Here is a 25,573-nt window from a genome sequence, read left to right as displayed (position 1 = left end):
TGATACGGAGGCATATGTAAATGATAGTTACAGTTGTTTCCGCTGTTATCGCTGTCGTTGTTGGTTTTTTGATTGGTCAGTTCACCTATAAGCAGGTATCTGAGAAGAAGTTAGATGCTGCTCATGAAAGCGCAAAAGATATCCTTTCTGATGCTGAAAAGCAAGCTGAGAACTCGCTTAAAGAAGCTAGTTTAGAGGCAAAAGAGAAGGGGAATGCTTATCGACTTCAAGTAGAAAAAGAGTTGAAAAAGCGTCGTCTTGAAGTTCAAAAACAAGAAGATCGTTTGTTGAAACGTGAAGAAACGCTTGATCGAAAGGATAGTGCGTTTGAGAAACGTGATAATTCTTTGGAACGGCAAGAAGAAAAACTTGAAAAAGAAAAGCAAGAACTGACAAAGAAACAACAAAAAGCAGATTCACTTATTGAAAAACGGCAACAGGAAGTTGCCAGAGTTTCTAATTTAACTAAAGAGGAAGCTCGTACGATGGTAATTGATGAGACTAAGCAAGAATTGGCTGATACCCGTGCTCAAATGATTAAAGAGAGTTACGATGCTGCTAAAGAAGCTTCTGCTAAGGATGCTAAAAACTTGATTGTTGAAGCACTTCAACAGAGTTCTGCTGATATTGTCTCAGAGACTACTGTGTCTGTAGTAACTTTACCCAATGATGATATGAAAGGTAGAATCATTGGACGTGAGGGTCGAAACATTAGAACCTTTGAATCATTGACTGGGATTGATCTAATTATTGATGATACTCCCAATGCGGTGGTTTTAAGTGGTTTTAATCCAGTTCGACGTGAAGTCGCCAAAATGGCACTTGAAAAGTTGATTAAAGACGGAAGGATTCATCCAGCACGTATTGAAGAAATGGTTGAGAAGAGTAAAAAAGAACTCGATGCTCAAATTCAAGAGACTGGGGAAAACGTTGTCTTTGATTTAGGGATTCATTCAATGAACCCTGATTTGATTAAATTAATTGGTCAATTGAAATATAAAATTTCATATGGACAAAATGTTTTATCACGCTCCATTCAAGTAGCAAAATTGGCGGGAGTGTTTGCTGCTGAGTTAGGTGAAGATGTTACATTAGCGAAAAGAGCGGGATTGTTGCGTGAGATTGGTCTGTCGTCAAATAGTGGAACTGATGTTTCATATGTTGATGCTGGGATTGATATTGCAAAGAAATATGGTGAGAGCCCAGAAGTAATTGATACAATTCAATTAGGTGGTCAAAAAAGTGAGCCACATTATATGATTTCAGAATTAGTTGATGTTGCCGATAAGATTTCAATGGCACGACCTGGTGCAAAGAGTGATTCACTTGAAAGCTTCGTTCATCGTTTAGATAAACTTGAAAAAATTAGTAATAGTTTTGACGAGGTTTCCAAGAGTTATGCAGTTCAGGCGGGTCGCGAAATTAGAGTGATTGCCAAACCCGAAAAGATTTCTGACACAGAAGCAATTGTACTTGCCAGAGATATTAAAGATAAGATTGAAAAGGAAATGAATCATCCTGGTCATGTCAAGGTAGATGTGATTCGGGAAGTCCGCTCAGTTGAATATGCCAAGTAAAAGATCAGAGATTATCCTGGTCTTTTTTATTTTGATTTATCAGTGTAAAATAAGGGTATTACAGTAGAAGATGGAGAGCGGATATGCGATTTTTATTTTTAGGTGACACGGTTGGCAATATTGGGGTGGCGACGGTAGAAAAATATCTACCCTTGCTAAAACATGACTTAAAACCACAGGTAACCATTGTGAATGGCGAAAATGCAACAAAGGTGGGACGTGGGATTAATCATGATCTTTATTTAAAAATTATGCATGCCGGAGCAGACGTGATTACTTTGGGGAATCATGCCTGGAATAATCCAGAAATTTTTGATTTTATTAATCAAACCCCAAATTTAATTCGTCCCCTTAACTATCCTGGAAAAGATGTCCCAGGAAAGGGCTACATAGAAATGAACGTTAATGGTAGTAAGGTAGCTGTGATTAACCTTCAAGGTCGCGTGTTTATGGATGAAATTGATGATCCATTTAGTAAAGTGGATGCGCTTCTTGATAAGCTACATACCAATGGGTTTAATATCATCTTTGTGGATTTTCATGCCGAAACTACTAGTGAAAAGAAGGCCATGGCGCTTCATTTGGATGGGAAAATCTCCGCATTAGTGGGTACCCATACCCACGTGCAGACTAGTGATGGGCAAATCTTACCAAGTGGGACGGCCTTTTTAACTGATGCAGGGATGACTGGACCAGATGATGGAGTGATTGGAATGAAGTTTGAACCCGTTATTAATAAGTTTATGACGGCACGCCCTAATCGGTTTGAGGTTCAAGAGACTGGCGCAGCAGTGTTGTCAGGTTGCTACATTGATGTCGATAACCAGTCTGGCAAAGCTAAAAAAATTAAGAATATTTTAATCAACAAGGATCACCCATATCAAGAATTTTAAAGAGGAGCGATGTTAATGGCAAAATCAAAACAAGCTACGCCAATGATGCAACAATATCAAAAAGTTAAGGATCAATATCCTGATGCTTTTTTGTTTTATCGAATTGGCGATTTTTATGAATTGTTTAACGAGGATGCTATTAAGGGTGCGCAATTGTTGGAGTTAACTTTAACCAAACGAAGTAGGAAGTCAGATAATCCCATTCCGATGTGTGGCGTTCCTCATCAATCCGTTCAAAATTACATTGATACCTTAGTAGATAAGGGATACAAGGTAGCAATTTGTGAACAGATGGAAGACCCTCGGACTGCTAAGGGAATGGTAGATCGGGATGTTATTCAGCTAATTACGCCTGGAACTCAAACTGATGCCAATGCCGAAAATGCCAAGGTCAACAACTACTTAACCGCGGTTACTTATAATAAAGATGAGCATTCTTTTGGATTTTCTTACATTGATCTTTCTACAGGTGAGTTAAAGGTTAGCTTGTTAGCAAGCGATGAAGCTGTCTTAAACGAAGTGATTAATCTTAATTCAAAAGAGATTGTAGTTAACGACTCGATCGATGATAATTTGATTCATCAACTAAAGGAAATCGGTGTTCTTATTTCAAAAGAGAATCAAACTTCTGAGGTGGGGTCAAATGTCATTACTAATATTGATGATCCAACGCTAATTGACTCCCTTAAAATGTTATTAACTTATATTTCGGACACACAAAAGCGTAGTTTATCTCATATTCAACCAGCAGTTAGATATGAGCCAAGTTCTTTTTTGAAAATTGATCATAATTCGCAATATAATCTGGAACTAACTAAAAACATTAGGACCGGCAAAAAGAGTGGCACGTTGCTATGGATCGTTGACGATACTAAAACGGCAATGGGTGGCAGAAAACTCAAGCAGTGGTTAGAGCGGCCGCTAATTAATCAAAAAGAGATTGAGCAACGCCAGAATCTAGTTGGGACGCTCTTAGATAATTATTATGAGCGGAGTGAGCTTTCCGACAATTTGATTAAAGTTTATGATTTAGAGCGACTTTCTGGACGAATTTCATTTGGCGGAGTAAACGGTAGAGACTTGATTCAGCTGGAGACTTCACTTGAACAAATTCCCAAAATTAAGCATGTTTTAAATGACCTAGATACTCCAGAGTTTGATGAAATTTATCAAAAACTCGATGATGTTAATGATGTGTATGAATTAATAAAAGACGCCATCGTTTCAGAACCCCCAATTTCTGTCACGGATGGTGGGGTCATTAGAAATGGTTATAATAAACAACTTGATCGGTATCGGGATGCCATGAAAAATGGTAAAAAATGGTTAGCTGATATGGAAGCTAAAGAGCGTCAGGAAACTGGGATCCATAACCTCAAGATTGGTTATAATCGAGTATTTGGCTACTATATTGAGGTATCAAAAGGTAATCTTGGTAAACTTGATGATAGTAGGTATGAGCGTCTTCAGACACTTACCAATGCGGAACGTTTTTCAACACCGGAACTAAAAGAAAAAGAATCGATTATTTTAGAAGCAGAAGAGAAATCTAAAAGTTTAGAATATGAAATTTTTACACAGGTCAGAGATAAGATTAAAAAGCAGATTCCGCGAATTCAGAAGTTAGCGAGTGGGATTTCACGTTTAGACGTTTTGCAGAGCTTTGCGACTATTTCTGAGAAGTATCAATTTGTAAAGCCCAAGTTTAATAATGGTCATGATTTGAACATTAAAGCAGGACGTCATCCCGTTGTGGAGCGTGTGATGGGGGCTCAAAGTTATGTTCCAAATGATGTGATAATGAATCCAGATATTTCTGAATTATTAATTACTGGTCCGAACATGTCCGGTAAAAGCACATACATGAGACAGCTAGCTCTAATTGTAATCCTGGCACAAATGGGGTGTTTTGTTCCAGCTGATGCAGCCGAGATGCCCATATTCGATCAAATTTTCACTCGAATTGGTGCTGCCGATGACCTTATTTCGGGTAAAAGTACGTTTATGGTGGAGATGAGGGAAGCCAATGAAGCCTTGAAACATGCTTCCGCTAATTCATTGATTTTGTTTGACGAAATTGGACGAGGAACTTCCACATATGATGGCATGGCACTTGCACAATCTATCATTGAGTATATTCATGATAATATTGGTGCTAAAACACTATTTTCGACTCATTACCATGAATTAACCGAATTAGATCAAGAGTTAAAACATTTAAAGAACGTTCACGTTGGGGCAGTTGAAAAAGATGGCAACCTGGTTTTTCTTCATAAAATTATGGATGGACCAGCCGATCGTTCCTATGGGATTAATGTTGCTAAGTTAGCTGGCCTTCCTGATCAGTTGTTGAAGCGGGCTAGCACGGTTCTTTTAAAGCTAGAAGATGATGAGCAACAAAAAAGTAATGATAATCATGCTACTCAAGCTCAAAGTCCCGTTCATAAGGATAACCCAGCATCTACCACGCCATCTAGTTCAATTGATTTAAATGATTCGGAACAAATGGCGTTGTTTAAAGTGGATGATCCCAAAAGTGATAAGTCATTAGATAAAAATAAAAGTAAGATTATTGAGGACATTGAGAATACTGATCTTATGAGTAAGACTCCAATTCAGATTATGAATTTGGTGTATAAATGGAAAACTAAGTTAGAAAATTAAGGTGGTGATATTGTGTCCGAAATTCATCAATTACCGACAATCCTTTCCGATCAAATTTCAGCTGGAGAAGTTGTTGAGAGGCCAGCATCGGTAGTAAAAGAATTAGTTGAAAATTCAATTGATGCCAGTAGTAGTAAGATTGACATTGAAGTGGTTGATTATGGCCTTAAAAAGATTAAGGTGATTGATAATGGATCTGGAATTGCTCCTGATCAAGTTGAGTTGGCGTTTCGACGTTTTGCTACGAGTAAAATTAATAATAAACGTGATTTGTTTCGAGTTAAATCATTAGGATTTCGTGGCGAAGCGTTGCCTAGTATTGCCTCTGTCTCTGATGTGGAAATGAGGACTTCGGATGGTAGAGAACAGGGGTCTGAAATTAAAATTCATGGTGGCAAGGTTGTAAAGGTGGAGCCATCACAGGCACGAAGAGGAACATCGGTCGTCGTTTCTGATCTGTTCTTTAATACCCCTAACCGGCTAAAATATTTAAAGGCACCATCTACGGAACTATCTAAGATATCTGATATTGTCAATCGATTGGCTCTTAGCCATCCTGAAATTGCTTTTTCTTTGACTCATAATGGTCGAGAACTCCTACGGACTTCGGGTCGAAACAACATGCAACAAGTTATTGCTGGAATCTATGGCAATCGAAGTATGAAGCAAATGATTCCGATTAGTGCTGAAAATCCGGACTTTAAATTAAGTGGGTACGTCAGCTTGCCAGAATTAACTAGAGCAAGCCGTAAATATACATCTGTGATCGTTAATGGGCGATTTATTCGTGACTTTGGCATTGATCACGCGATTATTGATGGGTACGGATCAAAACTGATGGTTGGAAGATATCCGATTGTCGTTTTAAGTATCGAGATGGATCCAACTTTAGTTGATGTTAATGTACATCCTTCAAAAGAGGAAATCAGAATCTCCAAAAAGAAGGAATTAAGTTCATTCGTCTCACAAACAATTTATGATGCTTTAGCAAAACAAAATCTGATTCCGGATGCTATGAATAACCAGACTTTAAAAAATGGGGTTGCACGTCATAACTCTACGGAAATTTCACTTAATTTAAATCAACTCTATGAAGATCAAAATACACAAAAAAGTTCGATTCCACAGGTTAGTAAGTCAGACTCGATGAAGTCAGTGGCTAATCACAATGCTTATCCAGCTCATCATCAGCCGATTATGATTTATCGAAAAAATGATTTAGATTCGAATTCCGCTCGTAAATTTAAAGCAAAGTACGAAAATGAAGTGGTCGACTTACCGTTTGGTGACAATCAGCAAAGTCCAAATTCGTCTCATGATTTTCCACAATTACGGTATGTTGGTCAAGTTCATGGTACGTACCTAATTGCTGAAAGTTCAGATGGGATGTATGTTGTTGATCAGCACGCTGCTCAAGAACGGATTAATTATGAATACTATCGAAGACAAGTTGGCAATGTGAGTGAAGACGAGCAGAAATTATTGGTTCCAATTGTTCTTGATTACACTTCCAGTGATGCTTTAATTATTTCAAATCATTTGGATCTTTTAGAGCAGAATGGAATCCATTTAGAGTCATTTGGGAAAAATAGTTTTGTCATTAGGCAGCATCCGGTTTGGTTTAAAGCTGGTCAGGAAGAAGATACCATTAAAGAAATGATTGACTGGGTTTTGAGTAATCAACAGCTTTCGATTGCACAGTTTAGAGAAAAAGCTGCCATCATGATGAGTTGTAAACGAGCAATTAAAGCTAATCATCATCTGGATAAGCGCCAGGCTCAGGCCTTGTTAGATAAATTACCACAGTGTGAGAATCCTTTTAATTGTCCCCATGGCCGTCCTGTTTTAGTTCATTTTTCTAATTCAGATCTGGAGACCATGTTTAAGCGAATTCAGGACCCGCATCAAAGTAGAGATGTGAATTTTTAATCCAATAGGAAATGAGTTGATTGTATGTATGAATACTTGTATGGGATAATTACGGATGTGACCCCCAAGTACATTGTTTTAGACGTTGATGGAGTTGGTTACTTAGTTTATGTAGCTAATCCATATCACTATAGTACTGACCAACAGGTGCGAGTTTATATCCACCAGTCGGTTTCAGACAATGGGATTGCATTATATGGATTTATTTCGTTAGCGGATAAACAACTTTTTGAACAATTACTGAATGTTTCAGGGATTGGAGCAAAAAGTGCCTTGGCAATTATGGCTGGTAATGACAGTAATGGTTTAATTAGTGCCATTAATGCTGGAAACATTAAGTATTTAACTAAATTTCCCGGAATTGGGAAAAAGACTGCCCAACAAATTGTGTTGGACCTAAAGGATAAGATTACATCTAATGACGTATTTGTTGGTAGTGTTTCGGTAAATGACGTTGAAGACACTGGAAATAAGCAGTTAGACGATGCACTGAGTGCATTACAAGCTCTTGGCTTTAAGCAACGCGAGGTTGATAAAGTTAAAACAAAACTACAGAAAATAGAAGCAGACTATACAACTGATCAATATATTAGTTCAGGTCTCAAACTATTGACTAAGTAGATTAGGAGGAAGTTAATGGCAGATGATCGAATAGTTTCTGGATCAAGTGATGATGAAAACGATGATTCTTTTGAAATGTCACTTCGGCCCCAAAGTTTTGACCAGTATATTGGTCAAGATGATTTAAAAAAGAAACTTAAGATTTACATTCAAGCCGCTAGGCAGCGAGAAGAATCGCTTGATCATGTCTTATTGTATGGACCACCTGGTCTTGGAAAGACCACACTAGCAAACGTGATTGCAAATGAGATGGGCGTTGATATGAAGACAACCACCGGTCCCGCCATTGAAAAAAAAGGTGACTTGGTGGCTCTTTTAAACGAATTAAAACCCGGTGATATTCTTTTTATTGATGAAATTCATCGTCTACCTAAAGAAGTTGAAGAGATGTTATATTCCGCGATGGAAGACTACTATGTTGATATTATCATTGGAAATGACGATTCAACCAAGCACCCCGTTCACTTTGAATTACCACCGTTTACGCTGATCGGAGCTACCACAAGGGCTGGATTGCTTGATTCACCATTTAGAGATCGGTTTGGTATTGTTGAACGGATGAATTACTATAATGATCGTGATTTAGAAAAGATTGTGAAACGTTCAGCTAAAATCTTTCATAGTAAGATTAAAGAAGATGGTGCTCACGAAATTGCGCTGCGCTCCAGAGGAACTCCCAGAGTTGCTAATCGATTGTTAAAACGGGTGAGAGATTTTGCACAGGTGGCCAATCATGATGAGATTGATGTTGATAGCGTTGATACCGCACTTAATGCCTTAGGCGTTGATAAGAACGGATTAGATCGAACTGATCTCAATTTGCTTTCAACGATGATCGACTTTTACGATGGTGGTCCAGTTGGATTAAATACCTTAGCCGCCAATATTGGCGAAGAATCGGAAACAATTTCTGAGATGTATGAACCATATTTGTTACAGATTGGATATCTCAAGCGGACTGCTCGAGGACGGATGGTAACCAGATCTGGCTATAAACATTTGGGCCGAAAATATCCTGAAGCTAATTAAATTAATTGGAAATTTTATCGACAATTTGGTAAGCTATTGTTAAATAAAGAATGAGGTGAAAACATGCAGAACATATCACAATATGCTGGAATTATTGTATTAATTCTTTTGTTCGTTTTAATGTATTTTATGATGATCAGACCACAAAAGAAGCAACAACAAAAGCATCAAAACACTTTGAAGAACTTGCGTAAGGGTGATCATGTGGTTACCATTGGCAGACTTCATGGAATTGTTGATCAAATTAATAATGAAAAGCGAACGGTTACTTTAGACTGTGATGGTCTTTATTTAGTATTTGACCTCAACGCGATTGCAAGTGCAAGTCGTCCAGGAGAAGATAGTGCTTCAGATGATTCAAAAAAGAAGGATACTTCCAAAAAAGACGAATCAGAAAAAGCATCTGATGTAAGTAATAATTCAAATGATGACAACGCTTAATAAGAGGGTCGGATGAGTCCGATCTTTTTTATTGGATGAACAAGAACGTACGTTTGGGACAGAGGGTGAACTTTTGGAAGAATCAATTCAAATCAATCATTCACGTCGGATTTTACATGTTGATATGGATGCTTTTTTTGCCTCAATTGAGCAACGTGAGCATCCTGAATTTGTTGATCAACCACTCATTATTTCTAAAGATCCAAGGACGACTGGTGGTCGTGGAGTAGTGACCACTGCTAATTACCCAGCGAGAAAGTTTGGCGTTCATTCAGCAATGCCTGCTAGTAAAGCACTTGAACTTTGTCCTAAGGGAATTTTTAAGGCACCCGAATTTGAATTGTATCGAAGCGTCTCGCATCAAATTCATGCGATTTTTCATGAATATACCGACCGAATTGAAACCGTTGCGCTTGATGAGGCTTATCTTGACATCTCAGATAACAAAAAGGGAATTGATAATCCAGTACTGATTGCTCATTTGATTCAAAGTGAAATATGGGAAAAGACTCATCTAACTTCTTCCACCGGGATTTCTTACAATAAGTTTTTGGCCAAGGAGGCTTCTGATTACCGGAAGCCTGCTGGGGTTTCTGTCATCGATGTGGAAGATAGTCACGAATTTTTGATGAAACTTCCCATTGAACGTTATCGGGGTGTTGGAAAAAAGACGCTTCAAAAAATGCAACGATTAAACATCCAAAATGGTTATGATTTATACCAACAATCAGAGATGGATCTTATCAAGAATTTTGGTAAGTTTGGTTATTTTTTGTATCGTCGAGTTCGCGGATCCGATGATCGACCGGTTGAGTATCAAAGAGAGCGCAAATCAATTGGAAAAGAAAGAACTTATGGTCCTGAGTTAAAAAGCCGACAAGAAGTGGAATCACAACTCCATAAGATTTCTGAGATGGTGGAGCAGTCATTAAATCAGCATGAGAAACATGGAAAAGTTTTAGTCTTAAAGGTCAGGTACAGTGACTTTACTACGTTAACCAAAAGAGTTTCGTGGAATGATTTTATGGAAAACGATGCCCGTCTTTTTTATGATTTGGCAATGGAGCTTTTTGATTTGCTTCCTGATGCCACTAATGGCGTTAGATTGTTGGGAATAACACTTACTAGTCTCTCAGACTTAGGGTTTCAAAACGTTAAGCTTCCCTTGTATTCAGATCCTCACTTTGAATTATAGTGTTTGTGGGTTATACTTAACTGTTAAATAATTAAGATTATTAGAGGCTATTTTAATGAATACAAAGCAGCAAATTAACGAAAAAATCAAGGAATATCCGACGATTATTATTCACAGACATCAGAGTCCTGATCCAGATGCGGTTGGTTCTCAAATTGGGTTGGCTAGCATTATTAAGGCATCTTATCCGAATAAAAAGGTTTTGACCGTTGGAAAACAGTATCCAGGCTTTGATTGGTTAGGAAAAGTTACGAAAGCAAGTGACGATGATTACAAGAATGCTTTAGTGATTGTGGTTGATACTGCTAACCAGCCGCGAGTTGATGATGATCGTTATACAAAGGGAAAATATTTAATTAAAATTGATCATCATCCAAATGACGATCAATTTGGGGATTTGATGTGGGTTGAACCAGAAGCATCAAGCACTTCCGAATTAATTTATGATTTATTTGCTGCTAATGATGATTTAAAGATGACAGATGATGCAGCTCGTTTATTGTATGCTGGAATCATCGGAGATACCGGTAGGTTTAAGTATTCATCGACTTCATCGCATACGTTTGAAGTGGCAGGCAAATTAGACCAGTACGATTTTTCGATTACCAACGTGGCCCAAATTGAAGATGAAATTGATACTGCCCAAGCCCGTTTGGCTGCTTATGTATACAATAATTTGAAAATTGACGACAATGGGGCTGCATATGTAGTTTTGACTAATGAAGTAATTAAGGACCTCAACCTAGGTGATGATAGTACGTCATCAGTGGTTCCGTTGCCCGGTAATATTGGCACTGTAGTTTCTTGGGCGATTTTTGTCCAACAAAAAGAAGGAAATTATCGCATTCGATTGCGTTCTAAAGGACCATCCATTAACGAATTGGCTAAAGAACACAACGGTGGTGGTCATGCGCTTGCAAGTGGAGCTAAAGCTGCTGATGAGGATGAGATTAAACAAGTTGTTAAGCAGCTAGGAGAAATTGTGAAACAGTACAAAAAGGAGAACAATTAATGGGAGCTTCATTTAAAGATTATCATTTTCAACCCTTCATTAGTGATGCCATTCAGGACCTGGGATTTCATAATCCTACTCCAATTCAAACTAAGGTAATTCCAACCATTAAACATGGAAAAAGTGTGATTGGTAAGTCTGCTACTGGTAGTGGAAAAACTCATGCCTTTCTTTTGCCCATTTTTGATGGTTTAGATCTTAATAAAGAAGATGTTCAGGTTGTCATTACAACCCCCAGTAGGGAATTAGCATATCAAATTTATGACAATGCAAAACAAATTGCTAAATTTTCTGATAAAACCATTCACATTGGAAATTATGTCGGAGGAACTGATAAGGAACGCCAAGTTTTAAAGCTTGAGCATGAACAACCACAAGTAGTGATTGGTACTCCGGGTCGAATCTGGGATCTTGTTAAAAATGGTGATCTTGAAATCCATCGTGCTCGTCAGCTAGTAATTGATGAAGCCGATATGACTCTAGACTTGGGTTTTTTAGATACAATTGACAAGATTGCTTCTAAAATGGCCGAGGATTTACAAATGATGGTATTTTCTGCTACTGTTCCACCGAAGTTAAGGCCATTTCTAAAAAAGTACATGAAGAATCCGGTCATGGATGATATTCCCACCAAAACGGTTATCAATCAGGATGTTTCTAACTGGTTGATTTCGACTAAGGGAAAAGATAAAAATGATTTAATTTATCAGCTGATCACGATGGGTGAGCCGTATTTGGTACTTATTTTTGCGAATACGCATGAGCGGGTAGATGAGATCTATGATTATCTAAAACAACGTGGATTAAAAGTTGCTGAAATCCATGGAGGAATGCAACCGCGAGTTAGAAAGCGGGTTATGAAGCAGATTCAAAACCTTGATTATCAATTCGTGGTGGCGTCTGATCTAGCGGCCCGTGGAATTGATATTTCAGGAGTTTCTCATGTTATTAATGATGATATTCCAACTGATCTAGAATATTTTATTCACCGAGTTGGAAGAACCGGTCGAAATGGGATGAAAGGGACTGCCATCACTCTATATGCACCAGGTGAAGAACAAAAGATCTCTGAATTGGAGAAAATGGGGATTAAATTTACTCCTAAAGAAATTAAACATGGAGAAGTAGTTGATACTTATGATAGAAGACGGCGAGCTAAACGTCGTGAGCCCCAAAATAAATTGGATCCTACTATGATTGGTTTGATTAAGAAAAAGAAGAAAAACGTTAAACCTGGATACAAAAAGAAGATTCGCCGTGCTATTAAGCAAAAAAGTGATGAAGATCGTAAAATTGAGATCAGAAATCAAATTCGAGCCCGCAAGAAGCAAAAAAAGCGTAGCTCGCAGCGTTATCAGTAAGAGTCTAATTGACAGTAGTTTATTTTCTGGATATAATTTAAATTAGTTGGATATGTCAAATTAGTGAAGTACTACAGGAAGGTTTGAAAAATGAAAACAGACCGTACTTAGTTATTTTGATGCTACCAAACAGTAGATCGTTTCCCACGTTATAGGGACTAAAGAGGTAATGACAACATCGTTGCAAGTAAAGTGGTACCGCGTCCCGGCGTCTTTGCTAGCAAGGGTGTTTTTTATTTTTTATTATTATGGAGGATATCATGAAAAAGCTCAGCAGTAGTCAAGTTCGTCAAATGTTTCTTGATTTTTTCAAAGAGAAGGGTCATACCGTGGAACCAAGTGCCTCACTAGTCCCAAAGGATGATCCCACTTTACTTTGGATTAATTCTGGGGTTGCCACCATGAAAAAGTATTTTGATGGTTCAGAAGTTCCAAGTAATCCACGATTAACTAGTTCGCAGAAGAGTATTAGAACTAATGATATTGAGAACGTTGGTAAAACGGCAAGACACCAAACTCTGTTTGAGATGCTTGGTAATTTTTCGGTTGGTGATTATTTTAAAAAAGAAGTCATTCCATGGGCATATGAGTTATTGACTAGTCCGAAGTGGTTTGGATGGGATCCAAATAATTTATACGTCACCGTTTATCCTGATGACAAAGAAACAAAGGAATTATGGGAAAAGGTTGGGATTGCGCCTGATCATATTGTTGAAGCAAAGGACAATTTTTGGGACATTGGTCAGGGTCCCTCAGGTCCTGATTCGGAAATTTTTTATGATCGAGGTGAAAAGTACGATAACTTGGCACCTGATGATCCCGAAAATTATCCTGGCGGTGAAAACGAACGATATTTGGAAGTTTGGAATATTGTGTTTTCTCAGTTTAATCACACGCCTGAAGGAACCTATGAGCCACTTCCAAGAAAAAACATTGATACTGGAATGGGACTTGAACGGGTTGTATCAATTTTCCAAGATGCACCAACTAACTTTGAAACCGATTTATTTATGCCAATTATCAAGAAAACTGAGGAATTAAGTGATGGTAAGAAGTATGATGGTAATCGGAAAGATGACATCCCCTTTAAGGTCATTGCTGATCACATTCGGGCAATTACCTTTGCCATTGGTGATGGGGCCCTTCCCTCAAATGAAGGACGAGGTTATGTCATTAGACGCCTGATTAGACGGGCAACTGTTAATGGACACGAATTAGGTATTAATGATGCCTTTTTGTATAAACTAGTTCCCGTTGTTGGTCAAATCATGCAATCTTATTACCCCGATGTTCTTGAACAGAGTGGTTATATTAAAAAGATCGTTAAAAATGAGGAAGAGCGTTTTAACACCACGCTAAGCGATGGCTTGCAACTGCTTAATAACCTTATTTCTGAGACTAAGACCAATTCTAAAAAAGAAATTTCTGGTAAAGATGCCTTTAAACTCTACGATACTTATGGTTTTCCCCTTGAACTTACCGAGGAATATGCTGGTAATGAAGGGGTTAAAGTTGATGAAACTGGTTTTGATGTTGAAATGCAAAAGCAACAAGACCGGGCTAGAAACGCTCGTGGGTCGAAGAAATCGATGAAAGTTCAACGAGATTTGTTACTTGATATTAAAACTCCTAGTGAATACGTGGGATACGATCGACTAACCGTTGATGCTGCTAAACTTAATGATATTATTTTTGATGAAAAGCTGACAAATCAGATCACGCCGGACCAAAAAGAAGCTGAATTAATTTTCGATAAAACACCATTCTATGCTGAAATGGGTGGTCAAGTAGCCGATAGTGGTAAGATTTATAACCAAAATGGTGACGAAGTGGCTGAAGTTGAGGATGTCCAAAAAGCTCCAAATGGTCAAAATCTTCATACTGTTAAAATTACCGGTGATATGAAGAAAGGTGAGAAGTACGAGTTAGTTGTTGACCGCAATTTCCATGATCGGGTTGAGAATAACCATACGGCAACTCATCTATTAGATCAGTCACTAAGAAATGTTCTTGGTGGTCATACGCAACAAGCTGGCTCACTAGTTCGTCCTGATTATCTTCGTTTTGACTTTACCCATTTTGGTCAAGTCACTGACGTTGAACTGCAAAAAGTTGAGAACATGGTTAATCAAAAGATTTTTGCTGCCATTCCCGTTCAAACCGTTGTGACCGACCAAAAAACCGGAAAAGAAATGGGTGCTATTGCACTTTTTGACGCAAAGTATGGCGATGAAGTTCGAGTAGTAAAGATTGATGATTTTTCAATTGAGTTTTGCGGTGGCGATCATGTTAAAAATACCAGTCAGTTGGGATTATTTAAAATTGTCTCTGAGACCGGAGTTGGATCTGGAGTCAGAAGAATTGAAGCTGTTACCTCTAAAGATGCTTTTAATCTTTTAAATGATGAGGAACGAATGTTAAAGGAAATTGGAAAGACAGTTAAGTCGCCAACAACCGATGAAATTCCCGGCCGTGTTAAACAATTACAAGGTCAAATTAAGGATTTGGAAAGTCGACAAGAATCACTTGAAACTAAGCTAGCTAACCAGGAAGCCGTAGACATTTTTGATGATGTTCAAGACGTTAACGGAGTCACTTTGATTGCAGGACACTTAAAAAATGCTAATATGAGTCAACTAAGAGAATTAGCTGATACCTGGAGAGATAAAAACGCTTCAGACGTTCTTGTTCTTGGGACTGGTACTGATGACAAAGCTAATTTATTAGTTGCAGTTAGTGAGGATCAAGTGAAGGCTGGAATTAAAGCTGGTGATTTAATTAAATCAATTTCTAAAAATATCAGCGGTGGCGGAGGGGGTCGTCCTAACATGGCCCAAGCTGGTGGTAAAAATCCAGCTGGTATTGATGATGCTTTAAAAGCTGCCAAGACCTGGATTAAGGAACATAAGTAATAGTTGTTATTTGAAAATTAGTCGTGTATTATCTTTTTTGTAGGGGAGGGATCTATGATGGAGCACAAACAAGAAAACATTTCATTATTTAAAGACAAGTCGAATCTAGATATTCATAAGACGCTGGCGACTGTTTACCAAGCCTTAATTGAAAAGGGTTATGATCCTTATGTTCAATTAGTTGGTTATTTAACATCTGGCGATCCAGCATATCTTCCAAAATTGAATAATGCGCGGACGCTAATGTGTCATTACGATCGAGAAGAAATAATTGATGTGCTTTTACATTCATATTTGAAGGGTAGAACACCATCAATGGATGGGACGTCAGATTAGTGAGATTAATGGGATTAGATGTTGGATCGAGAACCGTTGGTGTAGCCATGAGCGATGCTTTAGGGTGGACATCTCAAGGAATCGAAATCGTTAAAATCAACGAAGATGAAAAAGAGTTTGGGTTAAAACGAATGAAGGAATTAATCCAGAAATATGATGTCAAAGGCGTTGTCATTGGACTACCTAAGAATATGAATAATACTTCTGGTCCAAGAGTAGAAGCTTCGAAAAATTATGGGGATTTGATAAAGAAAAATTTTAATCTGCCAGTTGATTTTGAAGATGAACGACTCACCACTGTTGAAGCTGAACGAATGCTGATTGAACAAGCTGATGTTTCAAGAGCAAAACGAAAAAAAGTTATTGATAAGGTTGCGGCTGAATTGATTTTACAGAGTTACCTTGATCGTAAAGGTAAGTTATGTAATTTCTAATTAGAAAAGAGGAACTAATATGAGTAAAGAAAACGAGAACAACCAACAAGAACAAGTTACGCTTGTCGATGAAGATGGAAAAGAAAGTTTGTATAATATTTTATTTACCTTCTCATCTGATGATTACAATCGTTCCTATATTTTTATTTATCCAGCAACAGATGATGATAACGATGAAGTAGATATTGAGGCTTATGCATTGCCAAAGGATGATGATCCTGCTAATCCAAGTGGTGGAGAATTAGAACCAATTGAAGATGACAATGAGTGGGAAATGGTTCAAGAAATGCTTGATACATTCCTGCAATCAGGACAAGATCAAAAATAATTAAATAATTAAGTGATGCTGGAAATCCAGCATCCTTTTTTTAATTAATTTAAATGATTTTCATGATAAAATGGAAGCATTGCGGGAGGTTTTACTTTGGCTGGTAAAAATAGATTTAAAACTAAAATTGGTGGGAAGGAATATACTTTTATTGGGGATGCTTCAGATGAACACATGGAGACAACTGCGCGTATCTTAAACAATCAGTTGGCACAGTTAAAAAACATCTCCAAGGGTGTAAGTGATGAAGATGCTGCCATTTTAATTGCGTTTAATGCAATTTCTGATCAATTAAAAAAACAATTAGAACTTGATAAGATTAACAATAAAGCGGAGGATGACGAAGACTAATGTTATTTACAATTATCATCATAATTATACTAATCTTTTCGATTGTCCATGGTTATCATCGTGGCCTGGTAAATGAGTTATTCAGCTTTATTAGTTATTTGATTGCTGCAATAATTGCGTTTGTTTATGTGATTCCGGTTGCTGATTTTTTAAGAACCGTCTCTAATATGATTTTAGCGACCCATGCTTACAGCAATACTGGCTTCTGGCGGGGACTATCATTTTTGATAACTTTTGTAGTAGTGGCGGTTATTTTAAGATGGGTTTCACATCTATTGAATCGAATTGTTTCTTTGCCAGTGTTAAGACAACTGAATTCACTCTTGGGTGCGGTTGTTGGCGTAATCATTAGTTTGTTAGTGATAATGTTAATACTTGATGGATTATTATTGACTAACAATAATTGGGTAAATACTGAATATCAAAATTCAACCGTCTCACAGATGATCACGATGGATTCTCCACACTTATTTAATCAAATGATAAATCGGTAAAATGGGATGAAAAAATGAACGAAAAAGTACTTGATACATTAGAATATAACAGAGTGAAGCAGTTGCTGGGTCAATTTCTAACTACTGAAAATGGATCAAGAGAATTAAAACAATTAAGGCCAAGTAGTGATTATGATGTAGTCTCTCACTCATTGGATGAGTCAGATGACGGCTCACATATTTATCGCCTAAACAAAATGATCCCAGTTCCTAGGTTAAATGACATTACTCCATACGTGAAACGATTAGCGGTTAATGCCGATTTAAACGGTACTGAGTTGGCTCAAGTTAGTGCGGTTTTACTTGCAAGTGTGCGGGTTAAAACTTTCTTTGATAATTTAGCGGATGATAAAATTGATTTGAACGTTTTGTACGATGAAGCCAAGAACTTTAATGATCTTCCGGAAGTTTCAAAACGACTTGAGACGTCAATTGACGAAGATGGACGAGTGTTAGATTCGGCATCTAATCAGTTGCGTTCTATTAGAAGAGAAATCGCGCGCTTAGAAGCTAATATCAAAACTACCATGAATAAGTTTATCCATGGCAAACAATCGAAATATTTGAGTGAGCCAATCATCACGGTTCGAGATGGTCGTTATGTTATTCCAGTTAAGGCAGAAGACAAACAAAAATTTGGTGGAATCGTTCATGATCAAAGTACAAGTGGATTGACTTTGTACATTGAACCTCAAAGTGTAGTCTCATCTAATAACGATCTGAGAAGATCACAACTAGATGAGCGCAAAGAGATTCATAAAATTTTGGGTGAATTATCCGACATGATTAGACCTTATCAAGAGGAACTCATGGAAAATGCTTCTAAATTAGGCCATTTTGACTTGATCAATGCTAAAGCCAAGTTTGCAGATCAGATGAATGCAACTAAGCCAAGTGTTTCAAGGGATAATCATGTTAATTTAAAAAATGTCAGGCATCCGTTAATTGACCAGCAAAAAGTTGTTGGAAATGATATTTCAATTGGATCTGATTTTCGACAAATTATTATTACTGGTCCGAACACGGGTGGTAAGACGATTACCATCAAAACGCTTGGGATAAATCAGTTAATGGCCCAATCTGGAATTTTTGTAATGGCAAATGAAGGTAGTCAAATTGGTGTTTTTGATAATGTGTTTGCTGACATTGGGGATGAACAGTCGATTGAGGCTAATCTTAGTACCTTCTCGTCTCATATGGATAATTTGATTGACATTTTAAAACACATTACTAAGAGAAGCTTAATTTTAATTGATGAACTAGGTGCTGGAACGGATCCTAAAGAAGGAGCTGCATTAGCTATGTCGATTCTAGATAAAATCAGTGAATCAGGTAGTGAAGTGTTGGCTACCACTCATTACCCAGAACTGAAAGTTTATGGATACAATCGGCCAGAAACGATCAACGCCTCAATGGAATTTGATGAGAAGACCCTTGAGCCAACCTATCGACTATTGATGGGGGTTCCAGGGCAAAGTAATGCTTTAAACATTGCTAAGCGACTGGGATTGGATGAGTCGATCATTTCTGAAGCTAGTTCACTAATGGATTCTAATAGTCAAGATATTAATAAAATGATTAAGCAACTAACAAAACAGACTAAAGCTGCCGATGAACGTGCCCGTAAACTCAAGGTGGAACTGGCAGATAATGAACAATTGCACGCTAGGTTAGACGAGCAACTCACTAAGTTTAATAATAATAAAGATACGATGGTTAATGATGCCAAGCGTCAGGCCAATCAAATTGTTTCAAAAACAAGACGAGAAGCTAACGAAATTATTAATCATCTTCATCACCTTCAACGTCAAAGTAAACAATCAGTCAAAGAAAATGAATTAATTGATGCTAAGGGAAAGATCAATTCTCTTGAACAGCACCCAGAACTTAAACATAATCGTGTTTTGAAACGAGAAAAAGCAAAGCATAACTTTAAAGAGGGTGATGACGTACTGGTTAAGTCTTATGGGCAAAGGGGTGTTCTGCTTAATAAGATTGGTAGAGATAATTGGGAAGTGCAACTTGGAATTTTAAAGATGAAAGTTTCCGAGTCTGACCTTGAAAAGGTTCAAAAAGAGACTTCAAAGCCGAAAAAGCACACGCCTAGTGTGCGGCGAACGCGTTCAAGTGGGATTTCACCAACCCTTGATTTACGTGGTGAAAGATATGAATCAGCCATGCAACAACTAGATCGTTACATTGATTCCGCTCTTTTGGCTGGTTATCCGTCCGTTACCATTATTCATGGGAAGGGAACCGGGGCTCTACGTAAGGGAGTCATAAATTATCTAAAACGCAATCGCCGCGTTAAGGAATTTGGTTTTTCACCAGCAAATGCTGGTGGGGACGGCTCAACTGTTGTCAAGTTTAAGTAGATTGTATGCAACTTAGTTGCATTTGAATCAATACGTGTTTATACTTACTCATAGTAAGAAGTTAAGGAGGCAAATGTTATGGTTAATGAAACTAATGATGCAAACTTTAAAGAAGACACTGCCGATGGGATTTCAGTTGTTGATTTTTGGGCACCATGGTGTGGCCCATGTAAGATGCAATCACCAGTAGTTGAAGACTTGTCTGAGGATCCTGAAGTAGCAGATAAGGTTAAATTCTTTAAAATGAATGTTGATGATAATCCAAATACTTCACGTGAATTTGGAATTATGAGTATTCCAACTTTGATGGTGCTTAAGGATGGCAAGGTTATCGACCAAATTGTCGGCTTTCATTCAAAGGATCAGTTAAAGAAATTGTTGTCTGCATATACAGCATAAAAAAAGAGCCAAATGGCTCTTTTTTATTTTGCGATGATAATTGGTTTAAAATCACTAGGATTGTTGACCGGAGCATTGGGATCAGAAACAACTATAAAGTTCACACTGTTTAATTTAATGGTTGCTTCGCATTCGGTTGCGATTTGATCGATCTGCTGTTTCGTTTGTGCTAAAAAGCCAGCTTCAAGCATAAAATCGGGATCCTTGTTCAGCTTTAATCTGGTTTCGACTTCTGGTCCAGCTAATTTCCAGTTGATTTTTTTGAGACTTTCCTTTTTAAGTTCTAGATTACCAAACTGACTTTGTTTAAAGAATACTTGAAGATCATCATTTGATGCTAGTGGGAACTTAGTGGCAAGATCCTTGCCAGCCCAGTATAAGATGTCGTGAATATCTTGATCCAACAAATCTGGTAAAAGACTATCTCTTAAAAGTTCGATTCCCCAAAAGGGTGAATCAGAATGTTCTTTGCGAAACTTTTCGTATTTATTCATATCAGAGTCCTCTTCCAAAAAGATACTTTACAAATAACATTTTATCATAGAACACCGTGAAATAAAGGAGAAAGGCAACTTGAACTAAATTTAAAAAAACGCCATAATTAGATTTGAAGTTAATAGGAGGGATAATATGAAATCATCACCAGTAGCTTATATGGATTCTGGAATTGGTGGAATGACAGTTGCAAAAGTGGCACTTTCAAAATTACCACATGAAAACATGATTTATCTTGGAGACGAAGCACGACTTCCTTACGGCGAAAAAACCGCAGATGAGGTTCGCAAGTACTCAGCTGAGATCGGGAGTTTTTTTGTTGATCAAGGCGCTAAGATGATGGTGATTGCTTGTAATACTGCCACGGCAGCAGCTCTTTCGTATTTAAGAAAGATCCTTCCAATTCCCGTGATTGGAGTTATTGAACCGGGAAGCTTAGCTGCAGTTAAAAAAACTAAAAATCAAAAAATTGGTGTGATTGCAACCAAGGGCACGGTTACTAGTCACTCTTATCGAGATACCATTAAAGGCATTGATTCTAATATCACTGTGAAAGAAGTGGCGTGTCCAGATTTTATTCCACTTGTTGAGAGTGGTGATTATCAAAGTTCGACTGCTAAGAAAACGATTATTGACGGTTTGAAACCGTTTAAGGATAGTGGCATTGATACATTAGTGTTAGGTTGTACTCACTTTCCAATTATTGCGGACTTAATTGCGGATGTGATGGGTCCCGATGTTACTTTGGTTAATCCTGGGTATGAAACGGTTAATGCTGTTAAAAATGAATTAAAACAAAAGGGTGAACTAGCAAACGTGGAATCGGCTAGTGATTGTTTTTACACCACTGCCGATGTTGAAAGATTTGATAAAGTGGGTAAAAACTGGTTGCATACTGATATTGATGCTAAGTTGATTCCTGTTAAACAATTGGAGAAATACTGATGAAAAATAATCAAATTGTTCTTGCCTCAAAAAATCCTGGTAAAATCAATGAGTTTTCGGAGATGCTTTCAAAATTAGGCTTAACCGTGAAATCAATTAATGATTTTGAAGATGTTCCACCGATTGATGAGAATGGTTCAACCTTTGAAGAGAATGCAAGTATTAAAGCCAGGGTCGTCTCTGACTACTTAAATTTGCCGGTGTTAGCTGATGATTCAGGTTTGGTGGTTAATGCTTTAGGTGGAGCGCCCGGAGTTCACTCAGCGCGTTATGCTGGCAATCATAATGATGAGGCTAATAAAGCTAAATTGTTAAAGAACATGGCGGGTCAAAAGGATCGTTCCGCCCATTTTAATACAACACTGATTGTGAGAAGACCGGATGGTAAACAACTAGTGGTGGTGGGAAGAGTTAACGGTCAGATTGTAGAAACTCCAAAAGGGACAAATGGATTTGGTTATGATCCTCTCTTTTATCTTCCTGACGTTGGTAAAACTTTGGCGGAGTTAACGGACGCCCAAAAGAATCACTACAGTGCTCGTGGCAGTGCTTTGCGTAAGTTAACTAGTGTAATTGAAGATTGGTGGTAAAAAAGAGCCTATCACGATTAGTGATAGGCTCTTTTTTAGTTTGTGCTTTGTGGTGGTTCTGGCACCACTAAAGGTGAAAGTGGGAGATTAATTCCGGCCTTATTAATAGCAGTCAGGTATGCTCCTAGATATTCAGCGTTAACGTCGAATTCACGTTCATTCTTAGTGTGTAAGAAAACGGAGATTGCAAGCGAGCCATCTTGTAAGAAGTTAGTCCCGAAGATGACTGGTTTACCAACAATGTCAGGGTCATTGGGACACTTTTCTTCGTTAACTTTAGCAATGATATCTTCGACCTTGTGGATTGGGGTTTCAGGAGTAATTCGAATATTGATGATGGTCATCATTTCTCCACGGGAAAGGTTGGAAACGGTGGTGATGCTACGATTAGGGATGAAATTTAAAGTTCCATTGATACTTGTGATTTGAGTCGTGCGAAGTCCAACGGCTTTAACGTACCCCTCAATATTGTTAATAATAACGCGTTCCCCCACGTCGATTTGATGTTCAGCTAGGATAAAAAAGCCACTAACAATATCACTGACGAATCCTTGTGCTCCAAGTCCAATTGCTAAACTGAAGATTCCGGCTCCTGCGAGTAACGTTCCAACTGGGATTCCAATCATTGACAATAGGGAATATAACCAGAAGAAAACGACGGTGTAGTAGTAAATGTTGGTGGTAAGGGTGTACATCGTTTTATTTCGTCTGGCAGCAATGGGTTCTGACGTTCCGGTTATTTTTGGCAATTTATCTTGTTTTTGCGAGATATCATTTTGACGTTTGTTAAAATAGTGTTTAATAAATTTTCTTCCAATTCTTATTATAATTAAGAATAAAATTGAAACTAAGATAATGCTGATAATCTTGGTAGTAAGATTAGAGAATATTTTAGCCCAGTCAAAACTTCTAAAATACTTAGTTAAAAACGATGGATTTGCTACGTTTTCAACGGATCCTGATTTAAGGGCCGATGAAGCGTTAGCTCCGTTAGCCACTAATTGGATAAATATGTTCATAATGTCCTCCACTCCTAATTCTTCGATTATCAACATTTTAACAGAGACGAGACCCAAATAAAATTAAGCTTTTTAAATTGTCATATGGGTTAGATAATGCTATTCTAAATGGAGAAGAAGCCATTAGGAGGATAATTAAATGGGGATTGGTGAGTTAGCAGCGCTAATTGCTGCAATTGCTTTTTTAGTATTAGTTGTATTTTTATGCTTGTTTTTGGTCCGTTTATCAAAAACGGTTAAAGACTTAAGTGAAAATGTTGATAGTCTTACTAATGATGCAAATCATATTAGCAAAGAGTGTGAGCAGATTATGGTGATTTCAAATACATTGTTAAATAATGTTAACTCAAAGTTGGATCAAGTCGACCCAGTTTTTCAGGCTGCTGCTGATTTAGGTGTTAGTGTTTCAGATTTAAATGAAGCAACTAGAACTGCAACTGAAAAAGTTAGATCGAAGAGTGGTTTGTTAGCTAAGACTTCGGCTTTAACTTTTGCTGGTAAAATGATTGGTAGATTGTTCTCCAAACGCAACAAAAATTCTGAAGGAACAAATTAAGGGGTGGATTGGTTATGAATTTTAAAAAGGGAATGCTTTTAGGATCAGTAATCGGTGGAACTGCTGCATTTATAGCATACAAATTATTAGATGAATCGAGAAAGCGTGAGATCAAAGACTTTCTTCTTGATACCACTGAAGATGTTAAAGATCGTGCGCTAGATTACGTCTATTACGCAAATGATACTGCTGAAGACCTTAAGGATCTTGCTTCAGATAAGATGGATGATGCTAAAGACTCAGTGCAAAAAGTAAATGAATCACTGGGGGATAAGTTATCTGATTTGCAAGAGGCTGTTAATTCATTAAGGGCGAACGTTGAGGAACATCCTGCTCCTAGAAATGAATTAGATGATCTTGCTAAAGAAAAAGAATCTGATGACATTGTGATTGATCCTGATGATGCCTTTAGTGATCAAGATCGAGCAGAAACAATTTATCCAATTCACGAACATCACGAAAAGTAATTTATTTACCCAAATCGGACGGTAGTCCGGTTTTTTTTGCCTCAAAATGTAACCGATTTCACTTGAATGAGTTCTTTTACTTTGATATATTTATAATAATTAATGGTCTAGTAGTACATAATAGGAGAAACCAAATTTGAAAAAACAAAATGTGACAATTTATGATGTAGCTCGTGAAGCCAATGTTTCAATGGCAACTGTCTCAAGGGTAGTAAATGGGAATCAGAATGTGAAAGATGCTACCAAACAAAAGGTTTTGAGTGTCATTGATAAACTTGACTATCGACCTAACGCAGTTGCTAGGGGACTAGCAAGCAAAAAGTCAACGACGGTTGGAGTTATTATCCCCAATGTTACCAATACCTATTTTGCTTCGCTTGCACGCGGGATTGACGATATAGCAACGATGTATAAGTACAATATTATCTTGACTAATTCGGATGGGAACAATCAGCGTGAACTCACTTCAATGAATACATTGCAAGCCAAGCAAGTTGATGGAATTGTATTTATGGGAAATGAAATTTCTGATGAACTTCGGACTGAATTTAAAAAGTCACACGCCCCAGTTGTTTTGGCAGGTTCAGTTGATGCTAGTGGTAAGATTCCTAGTGTGAACATTGATTATCGCCAAGCCGTGTATTCCGAGGTTACCCATTTGATTAGTAACGGGAACGATCGTATTGCTTTTATCTCCGGACCCTTAAACCGATCGATTAATAAAGATTTCAGGTTAAAAGGGTATAAAGACGCGCTTTCAGATGCTGGAATTCCGTTTGAGAAAGCATTATTATTTGAGACCGATGTAAGCTATTCTGGTGGATATGCTTTAAGAGAGCAACTAAAAAAGAATGAAGTAACTGCGGCAATTGTTACCGATGATGATATGGCTGCTGGGGTGATGAACTCAATGACCGATGACGGTGTCAGTGTCCCCGGGGAATTTGAACTGGCCACTAGTAATGATACTAAACTGACTGAGATGACTAGACCAACTATGTCAACTATTACTCAGCCGCTTTATGATGTTGGAGCTGTTGCCATGCGACTCTTAACCAAGTTGATGAATAATGAAGAAATTGATGAAAACAAGGTCTTTTTACCCTTTGGATTAAAGAAGCGTGAATCGACCAAATAGAACTATGCTTGA

At 37.7% G+C, this 25,573-nt stretch carries 25 protein-coding genes; 23 read left to right on the top strand and 2 right to left on the bottom strand.

Annotation, left to right across the window (positions count from 1 at the left end):
* Positions 1-20 precede the first annotated feature (20 nt).
* The 18 genes from rny (at position 21) to trxA (ending at position 20,351) form a co-directional block, all read left to right on the top strand.
* A complete protein-coding gene (gene rny / locus AC6UDF_RS05025; protein WP_500696083.1) occupies positions 21-1,577 on the top strand; it encodes a ribonuclease Y in 1,557 nt (518 codons plus the stop codon).
* Positions 1,578-1,660: 83 nt separating this feature from the next.
* Positions 1,661-2,470, top strand: coding sequence for a TIGR00282 family metallophosphoesterase (locus AC6UDF_RS05020; RefSeq protein ID WP_500723987.1), 810 nt, complete (start codon positions 1,661-1,663; stop codon positions 2,468-2,470).
* Between the two features lie 15 nt (positions 2,471-2,485).
* Positions 2,486-5,134 (top strand): DNA mismatch repair protein MutS, encoded by a 2,649-nt coding sequence (gene mutS / locus AC6UDF_RS05015; RefSeq protein ID WP_500723985.1) that lies wholly within the window; start codon positions 2,486-2,488, stop codon positions 5,132-5,134.
* A 12-nt stretch (positions 5,135-5,146) separates the two neighbouring features.
* Positions 5,147-7,063, top strand: a complete 1,917-nt coding sequence (gene mutL, locus AC6UDF_RS05010) for a DNA mismatch repair endonuclease MutL (RefSeq protein WP_500723983.1) — start codon at positions 5,147-5,149, stop codon at positions 7,061-7,063.
* Between the two features lie 24 nt (positions 7,064-7,087).
* Positions 7,088-7,684, top strand: a complete 597-nt coding sequence (gene ruvA, locus AC6UDF_RS05005; protein WP_500723981.1) for a Holliday junction branch migration protein RuvA — start codon at positions 7,088-7,090, stop codon at positions 7,682-7,684.
* A 15-nt stretch (positions 7,685-7,699) separates the two neighbouring features.
* Positions 7,700-8,713 carry a Holliday junction branch migration DNA helicase RuvB gene (ruvB, locus tag AC6UDF_RS05000; protein WP_500723978.1) on the top strand — a complete coding sequence of 338 codons (1,014 nt, stop codon included), beginning with the start codon at positions 7,700-7,702 and terminating at the stop codon, positions 8,711-8,713.
* Positions 8,714-8,776: 63 nt separating this feature from the next.
* Entirely contained in the window at positions 8,777-9,154 is a 378-nt protein-coding gene (gene yajC, locus AC6UDF_RS04995) for a preprotein translocase subunit YajC (protein ID WP_500706850.1), read from the top strand.
* Positions 9,155-9,227: 73 nt separating this feature from the next.
* Positions 9,228-10,349, top strand: coding sequence for a DNA polymerase IV (gene dinB / locus AC6UDF_RS04990; protein WP_500694390.1), 1,122 nt, complete (start codon positions 9,228-9,230; stop codon positions 10,347-10,349).
* A 55-nt stretch (positions 10,350-10,404) separates the two neighbouring features.
* Positions 10,405-11,361: a DHH family phosphoesterase gene (locus tag AC6UDF_RS04985; protein WP_500694391.1), complete on the top strand. Its 957-nt coding sequence runs from the start codon at positions 10,405-10,407 to the stop codon at positions 11,359-11,361.
* The gene (locus AC6UDF_RS04980; protein WP_500723975.1) at positions 11,361-12,722 is read left to right on the top strand and encodes a DEAD/DEAH box helicase; all 1,362 of its coding nucleotides are present in this window, start codon (positions 11,361-11,363) and stop codon (positions 12,720-12,722) included. The genes AC6UDF_RS04985 and AC6UDF_RS04980 overlap by 1 nt, the downstream gene beginning before the upstream one ends.
* Before the next feature lie 260 nt (positions 12,723-12,982).
* The gene (alaS, locus tag AC6UDF_RS04975) at positions 12,983-15,634 is read left to right on the top strand and encodes an alanine--tRNA ligase (protein WP_500694393.1); all 2,652 of its coding nucleotides are present in this window, start codon (positions 12,983-12,985) and stop codon (positions 15,632-15,634) included.
* A 57-nt stretch (positions 15,635-15,691) separates the two neighbouring features.
* Complete coding sequence (locus tag AC6UDF_RS04970; RefSeq protein ID WP_500694394.1) at positions 15,692-15,970, top strand: IreB family regulatory phosphoprotein; 279 nt, start codon at positions 15,692-15,694, stop codon at positions 15,968-15,970.
* Positions 15,971-15,978: 8 nt separating this feature from the next.
* Positions 15,979-16,404 carry a Holliday junction resolvase RuvX gene (gene ruvX / locus AC6UDF_RS04965; RefSeq protein WP_500694427.1) on the top strand — a complete coding sequence of 142 codons (426 nt, stop codon included), beginning with the start codon at positions 15,979-15,981 and terminating at the stop codon, positions 16,402-16,404.
* 19 nt (positions 16,405-16,423) lie between these two features.
* Positions 16,424-16,732, top strand: coding sequence for a DUF1292 domain-containing protein (locus AC6UDF_RS04960; protein ID WP_500694395.1), 309 nt, complete (start codon positions 16,424-16,426; stop codon positions 16,730-16,732).
* Between the two features lie 96 nt (positions 16,733-16,828).
* On the top strand, positions 16,829-17,083 hold the full coding sequence (locus tag AC6UDF_RS04955; RefSeq protein WP_500694396.1) for a cell division protein ZapA: 255 nt from the start codon (positions 16,829-16,831) through the stop codon (positions 17,081-17,083).
* Entirely contained in the window at positions 17,083-17,577 is a 495-nt protein-coding gene (locus tag AC6UDF_RS04950; protein WP_500694397.1) for a CvpA family protein, read from the top strand. The genes AC6UDF_RS04955 and AC6UDF_RS04950 overlap by 1 nt, the downstream gene beginning before the upstream one ends.
* A 14-nt stretch (positions 17,578-17,591) precedes the next feature.
* Positions 17,592-19,952 carry an endonuclease MutS2 gene (locus tag AC6UDF_RS04945; protein WP_500694398.1) on the top strand — a complete coding sequence of 787 codons (2,361 nt, stop codon included), beginning with the start codon at positions 17,592-17,594 and terminating at the stop codon, positions 19,950-19,952.
* A 78-nt stretch (positions 19,953-20,030) separates the two neighbouring features.
* Positions 20,031-20,351 carry a thioredoxin gene (trxA, locus tag AC6UDF_RS04940; RefSeq protein WP_500694399.1) on the top strand — a complete coding sequence of 107 codons (321 nt, stop codon included), beginning with the start codon at positions 20,031-20,033 and terminating at the stop codon, positions 20,349-20,351.
* Positions 20,352-20,374: 23 nt separating this feature from the next.
* On the opposite strand, the gene AC6UDF_RS04935 is transcribed toward trxA, so the two are convergent.
* Positions 20,375-20,845 carry a YslB family protein gene (locus AC6UDF_RS04935; RefSeq protein ID WP_500694400.1) on the bottom strand — a complete coding sequence of 157 codons (471 nt, stop codon included), beginning with the start codon at positions 20,843-20,845 and terminating at the stop codon, positions 20,375-20,377.
* Between the two features lie 136 nt (positions 20,846-20,981).
* Here AC6UDF_RS04935 and murI point away from each other — a divergent pair, with 136 nt between their 5' ends.
* Positions 20,982-21,791 (top strand): glutamate racemase, encoded by an 810-nt coding sequence (gene murI / locus AC6UDF_RS04930; protein WP_500694401.1) that lies wholly within the window; start codon positions 20,982-20,984, stop codon positions 21,789-21,791.
* Positions 21,791-22,381 carry an XTP/dITP diphosphatase gene (locus tag AC6UDF_RS04925; RefSeq protein WP_500694402.1) on the top strand — a complete coding sequence of 197 codons (591 nt, stop codon included), beginning with the start codon at positions 21,791-21,793 and terminating at the stop codon, positions 22,379-22,381. The genes murI and AC6UDF_RS04925 overlap by 1 nt, the downstream gene beginning before the upstream one ends.
* Before the next feature lie 35 nt (positions 22,382-22,416).
* On the opposite strand, the gene AC6UDF_RS04920 is transcribed toward AC6UDF_RS04925, so the two are convergent.
* Complete coding sequence (locus tag AC6UDF_RS04920) at positions 22,417-23,400, bottom strand: mechanosensitive ion channel family protein (protein ID WP_500694403.1); 984 nt, start codon at positions 23,398-23,400, stop codon at positions 22,417-22,419.
* Between the two features lie 139 nt (positions 23,401-23,539).
* On the opposite strand from AC6UDF_RS04920, the gene AC6UDF_RS04915 reads away from it, so the two are divergent.
* The 3 genes from AC6UDF_RS04915 (at position 23,540) to ccpA (ending at position 25,561) form a co-directional block, all read left to right on the top strand.
* Positions 23,540-23,956 carry a DUF948 domain-containing protein gene (locus AC6UDF_RS04915; protein ID WP_500694404.1) on the top strand — a complete coding sequence of 139 codons (417 nt, stop codon included), beginning with the start codon at positions 23,540-23,542 and terminating at the stop codon, positions 23,954-23,956.
* A 14-nt stretch (positions 23,957-23,970) separates the two neighbouring features.
* Positions 23,971-24,423, top strand: coding sequence for a YtxH domain-containing protein (locus AC6UDF_RS04910; protein ID WP_500694405.1), 453 nt, complete (start codon positions 23,971-23,973; stop codon positions 24,421-24,423).
* A 136-nt stretch (positions 24,424-24,559) separates the two neighbouring features.
* Positions 24,560-25,561 carry a catabolite control protein A gene (gene ccpA / locus AC6UDF_RS04905; RefSeq protein ID WP_500694406.1) on the top strand — a complete coding sequence of 334 codons (1,002 nt, stop codon included), beginning with the start codon at positions 24,560-24,562 and terminating at the stop codon, positions 25,559-25,561.
* Positions 25,562-25,573: the final 12 nt, after the last annotated feature.

The sequence above is a fragment of the Fructilactobacillus sp. X2R6C1 genome (assembly GCF_059901295.1).
The sequence above is the reverse complement of the archived record's forward strand: the minus strand, read 5'-3'. Positions and strand labels throughout refer to the sequence as shown.

What these genes read in the sequence shown, in the direction of transcription:
- ruvB (WP_500723978.1), top strand. Translation starts at nt 7,700, where the DNA reads ATGGCAGATGATCGAATAGTTTCTGGATCAAGTGATGATGAAAACGAT.
- AC6UDF_RS04925 (WP_500694402.1), top strand. Translation starts at nt 21,791, where the DNA reads ATGAAAAATAATCAAATTGTTCTTGCCTCAAAAAATCCTGGTAAAATC.
- ruvX (WP_500694427.1), top strand. Translation starts at nt 15,979, where the DNA reads ATGGGATTAGATGTTGGATCGAGAACCGTTGGTGTAGCCATGAGCGAT.
- murI (WP_500694401.1), top strand. Translation starts at nt 20,982, where the DNA reads ATGAAATCATCACCAGTAGCTTATATGGATTCTGGAATTGGTGGAATG.
- rny (WP_500696083.1), top strand. Translation starts at nt 21, where the DNA reads ATGATAGTTACAGTTGTTTCCGCTGTTATCGCTGTCGTTGTTGGTTTT.
- AC6UDF_RS05020 (WP_500723987.1), top strand. Translation starts at nt 1,661, where the DNA reads ATGCGATTTTTATTTTTAGGTGACACGGTTGGCAATATTGGGGTGGCG.
- trxA (WP_500694399.1), top strand. Translation starts at nt 20,031, where the DNA reads ATGGTTAATGAAACTAATGATGCAAACTTTAAAGAAGACACTGCCGAT.
- mutS (WP_500723985.1), top strand. Translation starts at nt 2,486, where the DNA reads ATGGCAAAATCAAAACAAGCTACGCCAATGATGCAACAATATCAAAAA.
- AC6UDF_RS04980 (WP_500723975.1), top strand. Translation starts at nt 11,361, where the DNA reads ATGGGAGCTTCATTTAAAGATTATCATTTTCAACCCTTCATTAGTGAT.
- AC6UDF_RS04945 (WP_500694398.1), top strand. Translation starts at nt 17,592, where the DNA reads ATGAACGAAAAAGTACTTGATACATTAGAATATAACAGAGTGAAGCAG.
- AC6UDF_RS04935 (WP_500694400.1), bottom strand. Translation starts at nt 20,845, where the DNA reads ATGAATAAATACGAAAAGTTTCGCAAAGAACATTCTGATTCACCCTTT.
- AC6UDF_RS04920 (WP_500694403.1), bottom strand. Translation starts at nt 23,400, where the DNA reads ATGAACATATTTATCCAATTAGTGGCTAACGGAGCTAACGCTTCATCG.
- yajC (WP_500706850.1), top strand. Translation starts at nt 8,777, where the DNA reads ATGCAGAACATATCACAATATGCTGGAATTATTGTATTAATTCTTTTG.
- alaS (WP_500694393.1), top strand. Translation starts at nt 12,983, where the DNA reads ATGAAAAAGCTCAGCAGTAGTCAAGTTCGTCAAATGTTTCTTGATTTT.
- AC6UDF_RS04985 (WP_500694391.1), top strand. Translation starts at nt 10,405, where the DNA reads ATGAATACAAAGCAGCAAATTAACGAAAAAATCAAGGAATATCCGACG.
- AC6UDF_RS04960 (WP_500694395.1), top strand. Translation starts at nt 16,424, where the DNA reads ATGAGTAAAGAAAACGAGAACAACCAACAAGAACAAGTTACGCTTGTC.
- AC6UDF_RS04910 (WP_500694405.1), top strand. Translation starts at nt 23,971, where the DNA reads ATGAATTTTAAAAAGGGAATGCTTTTAGGATCAGTAATCGGTGGAACT.
- ruvA (WP_500723981.1), top strand. Translation starts at nt 7,088, where the DNA reads ATGTATGAATACTTGTATGGGATAATTACGGATGTGACCCCCAAGTAC.
- AC6UDF_RS04915 (WP_500694404.1), top strand. Translation starts at nt 23,540, where the DNA reads ATGGGGATTGGTGAGTTAGCAGCGCTAATTGCTGCAATTGCTTTTTTA.
- AC6UDF_RS04970 (WP_500694394.1), top strand. Translation starts at nt 15,692, where the DNA reads ATGGAGCACAAACAAGAAAACATTTCATTATTTAAAGACAAGTCGAAT.
- AC6UDF_RS04950 (WP_500694397.1), top strand. Translation starts at nt 17,083, where the DNA reads ATGTTATTTACAATTATCATCATAATTATACTAATCTTTTCGATTGTC.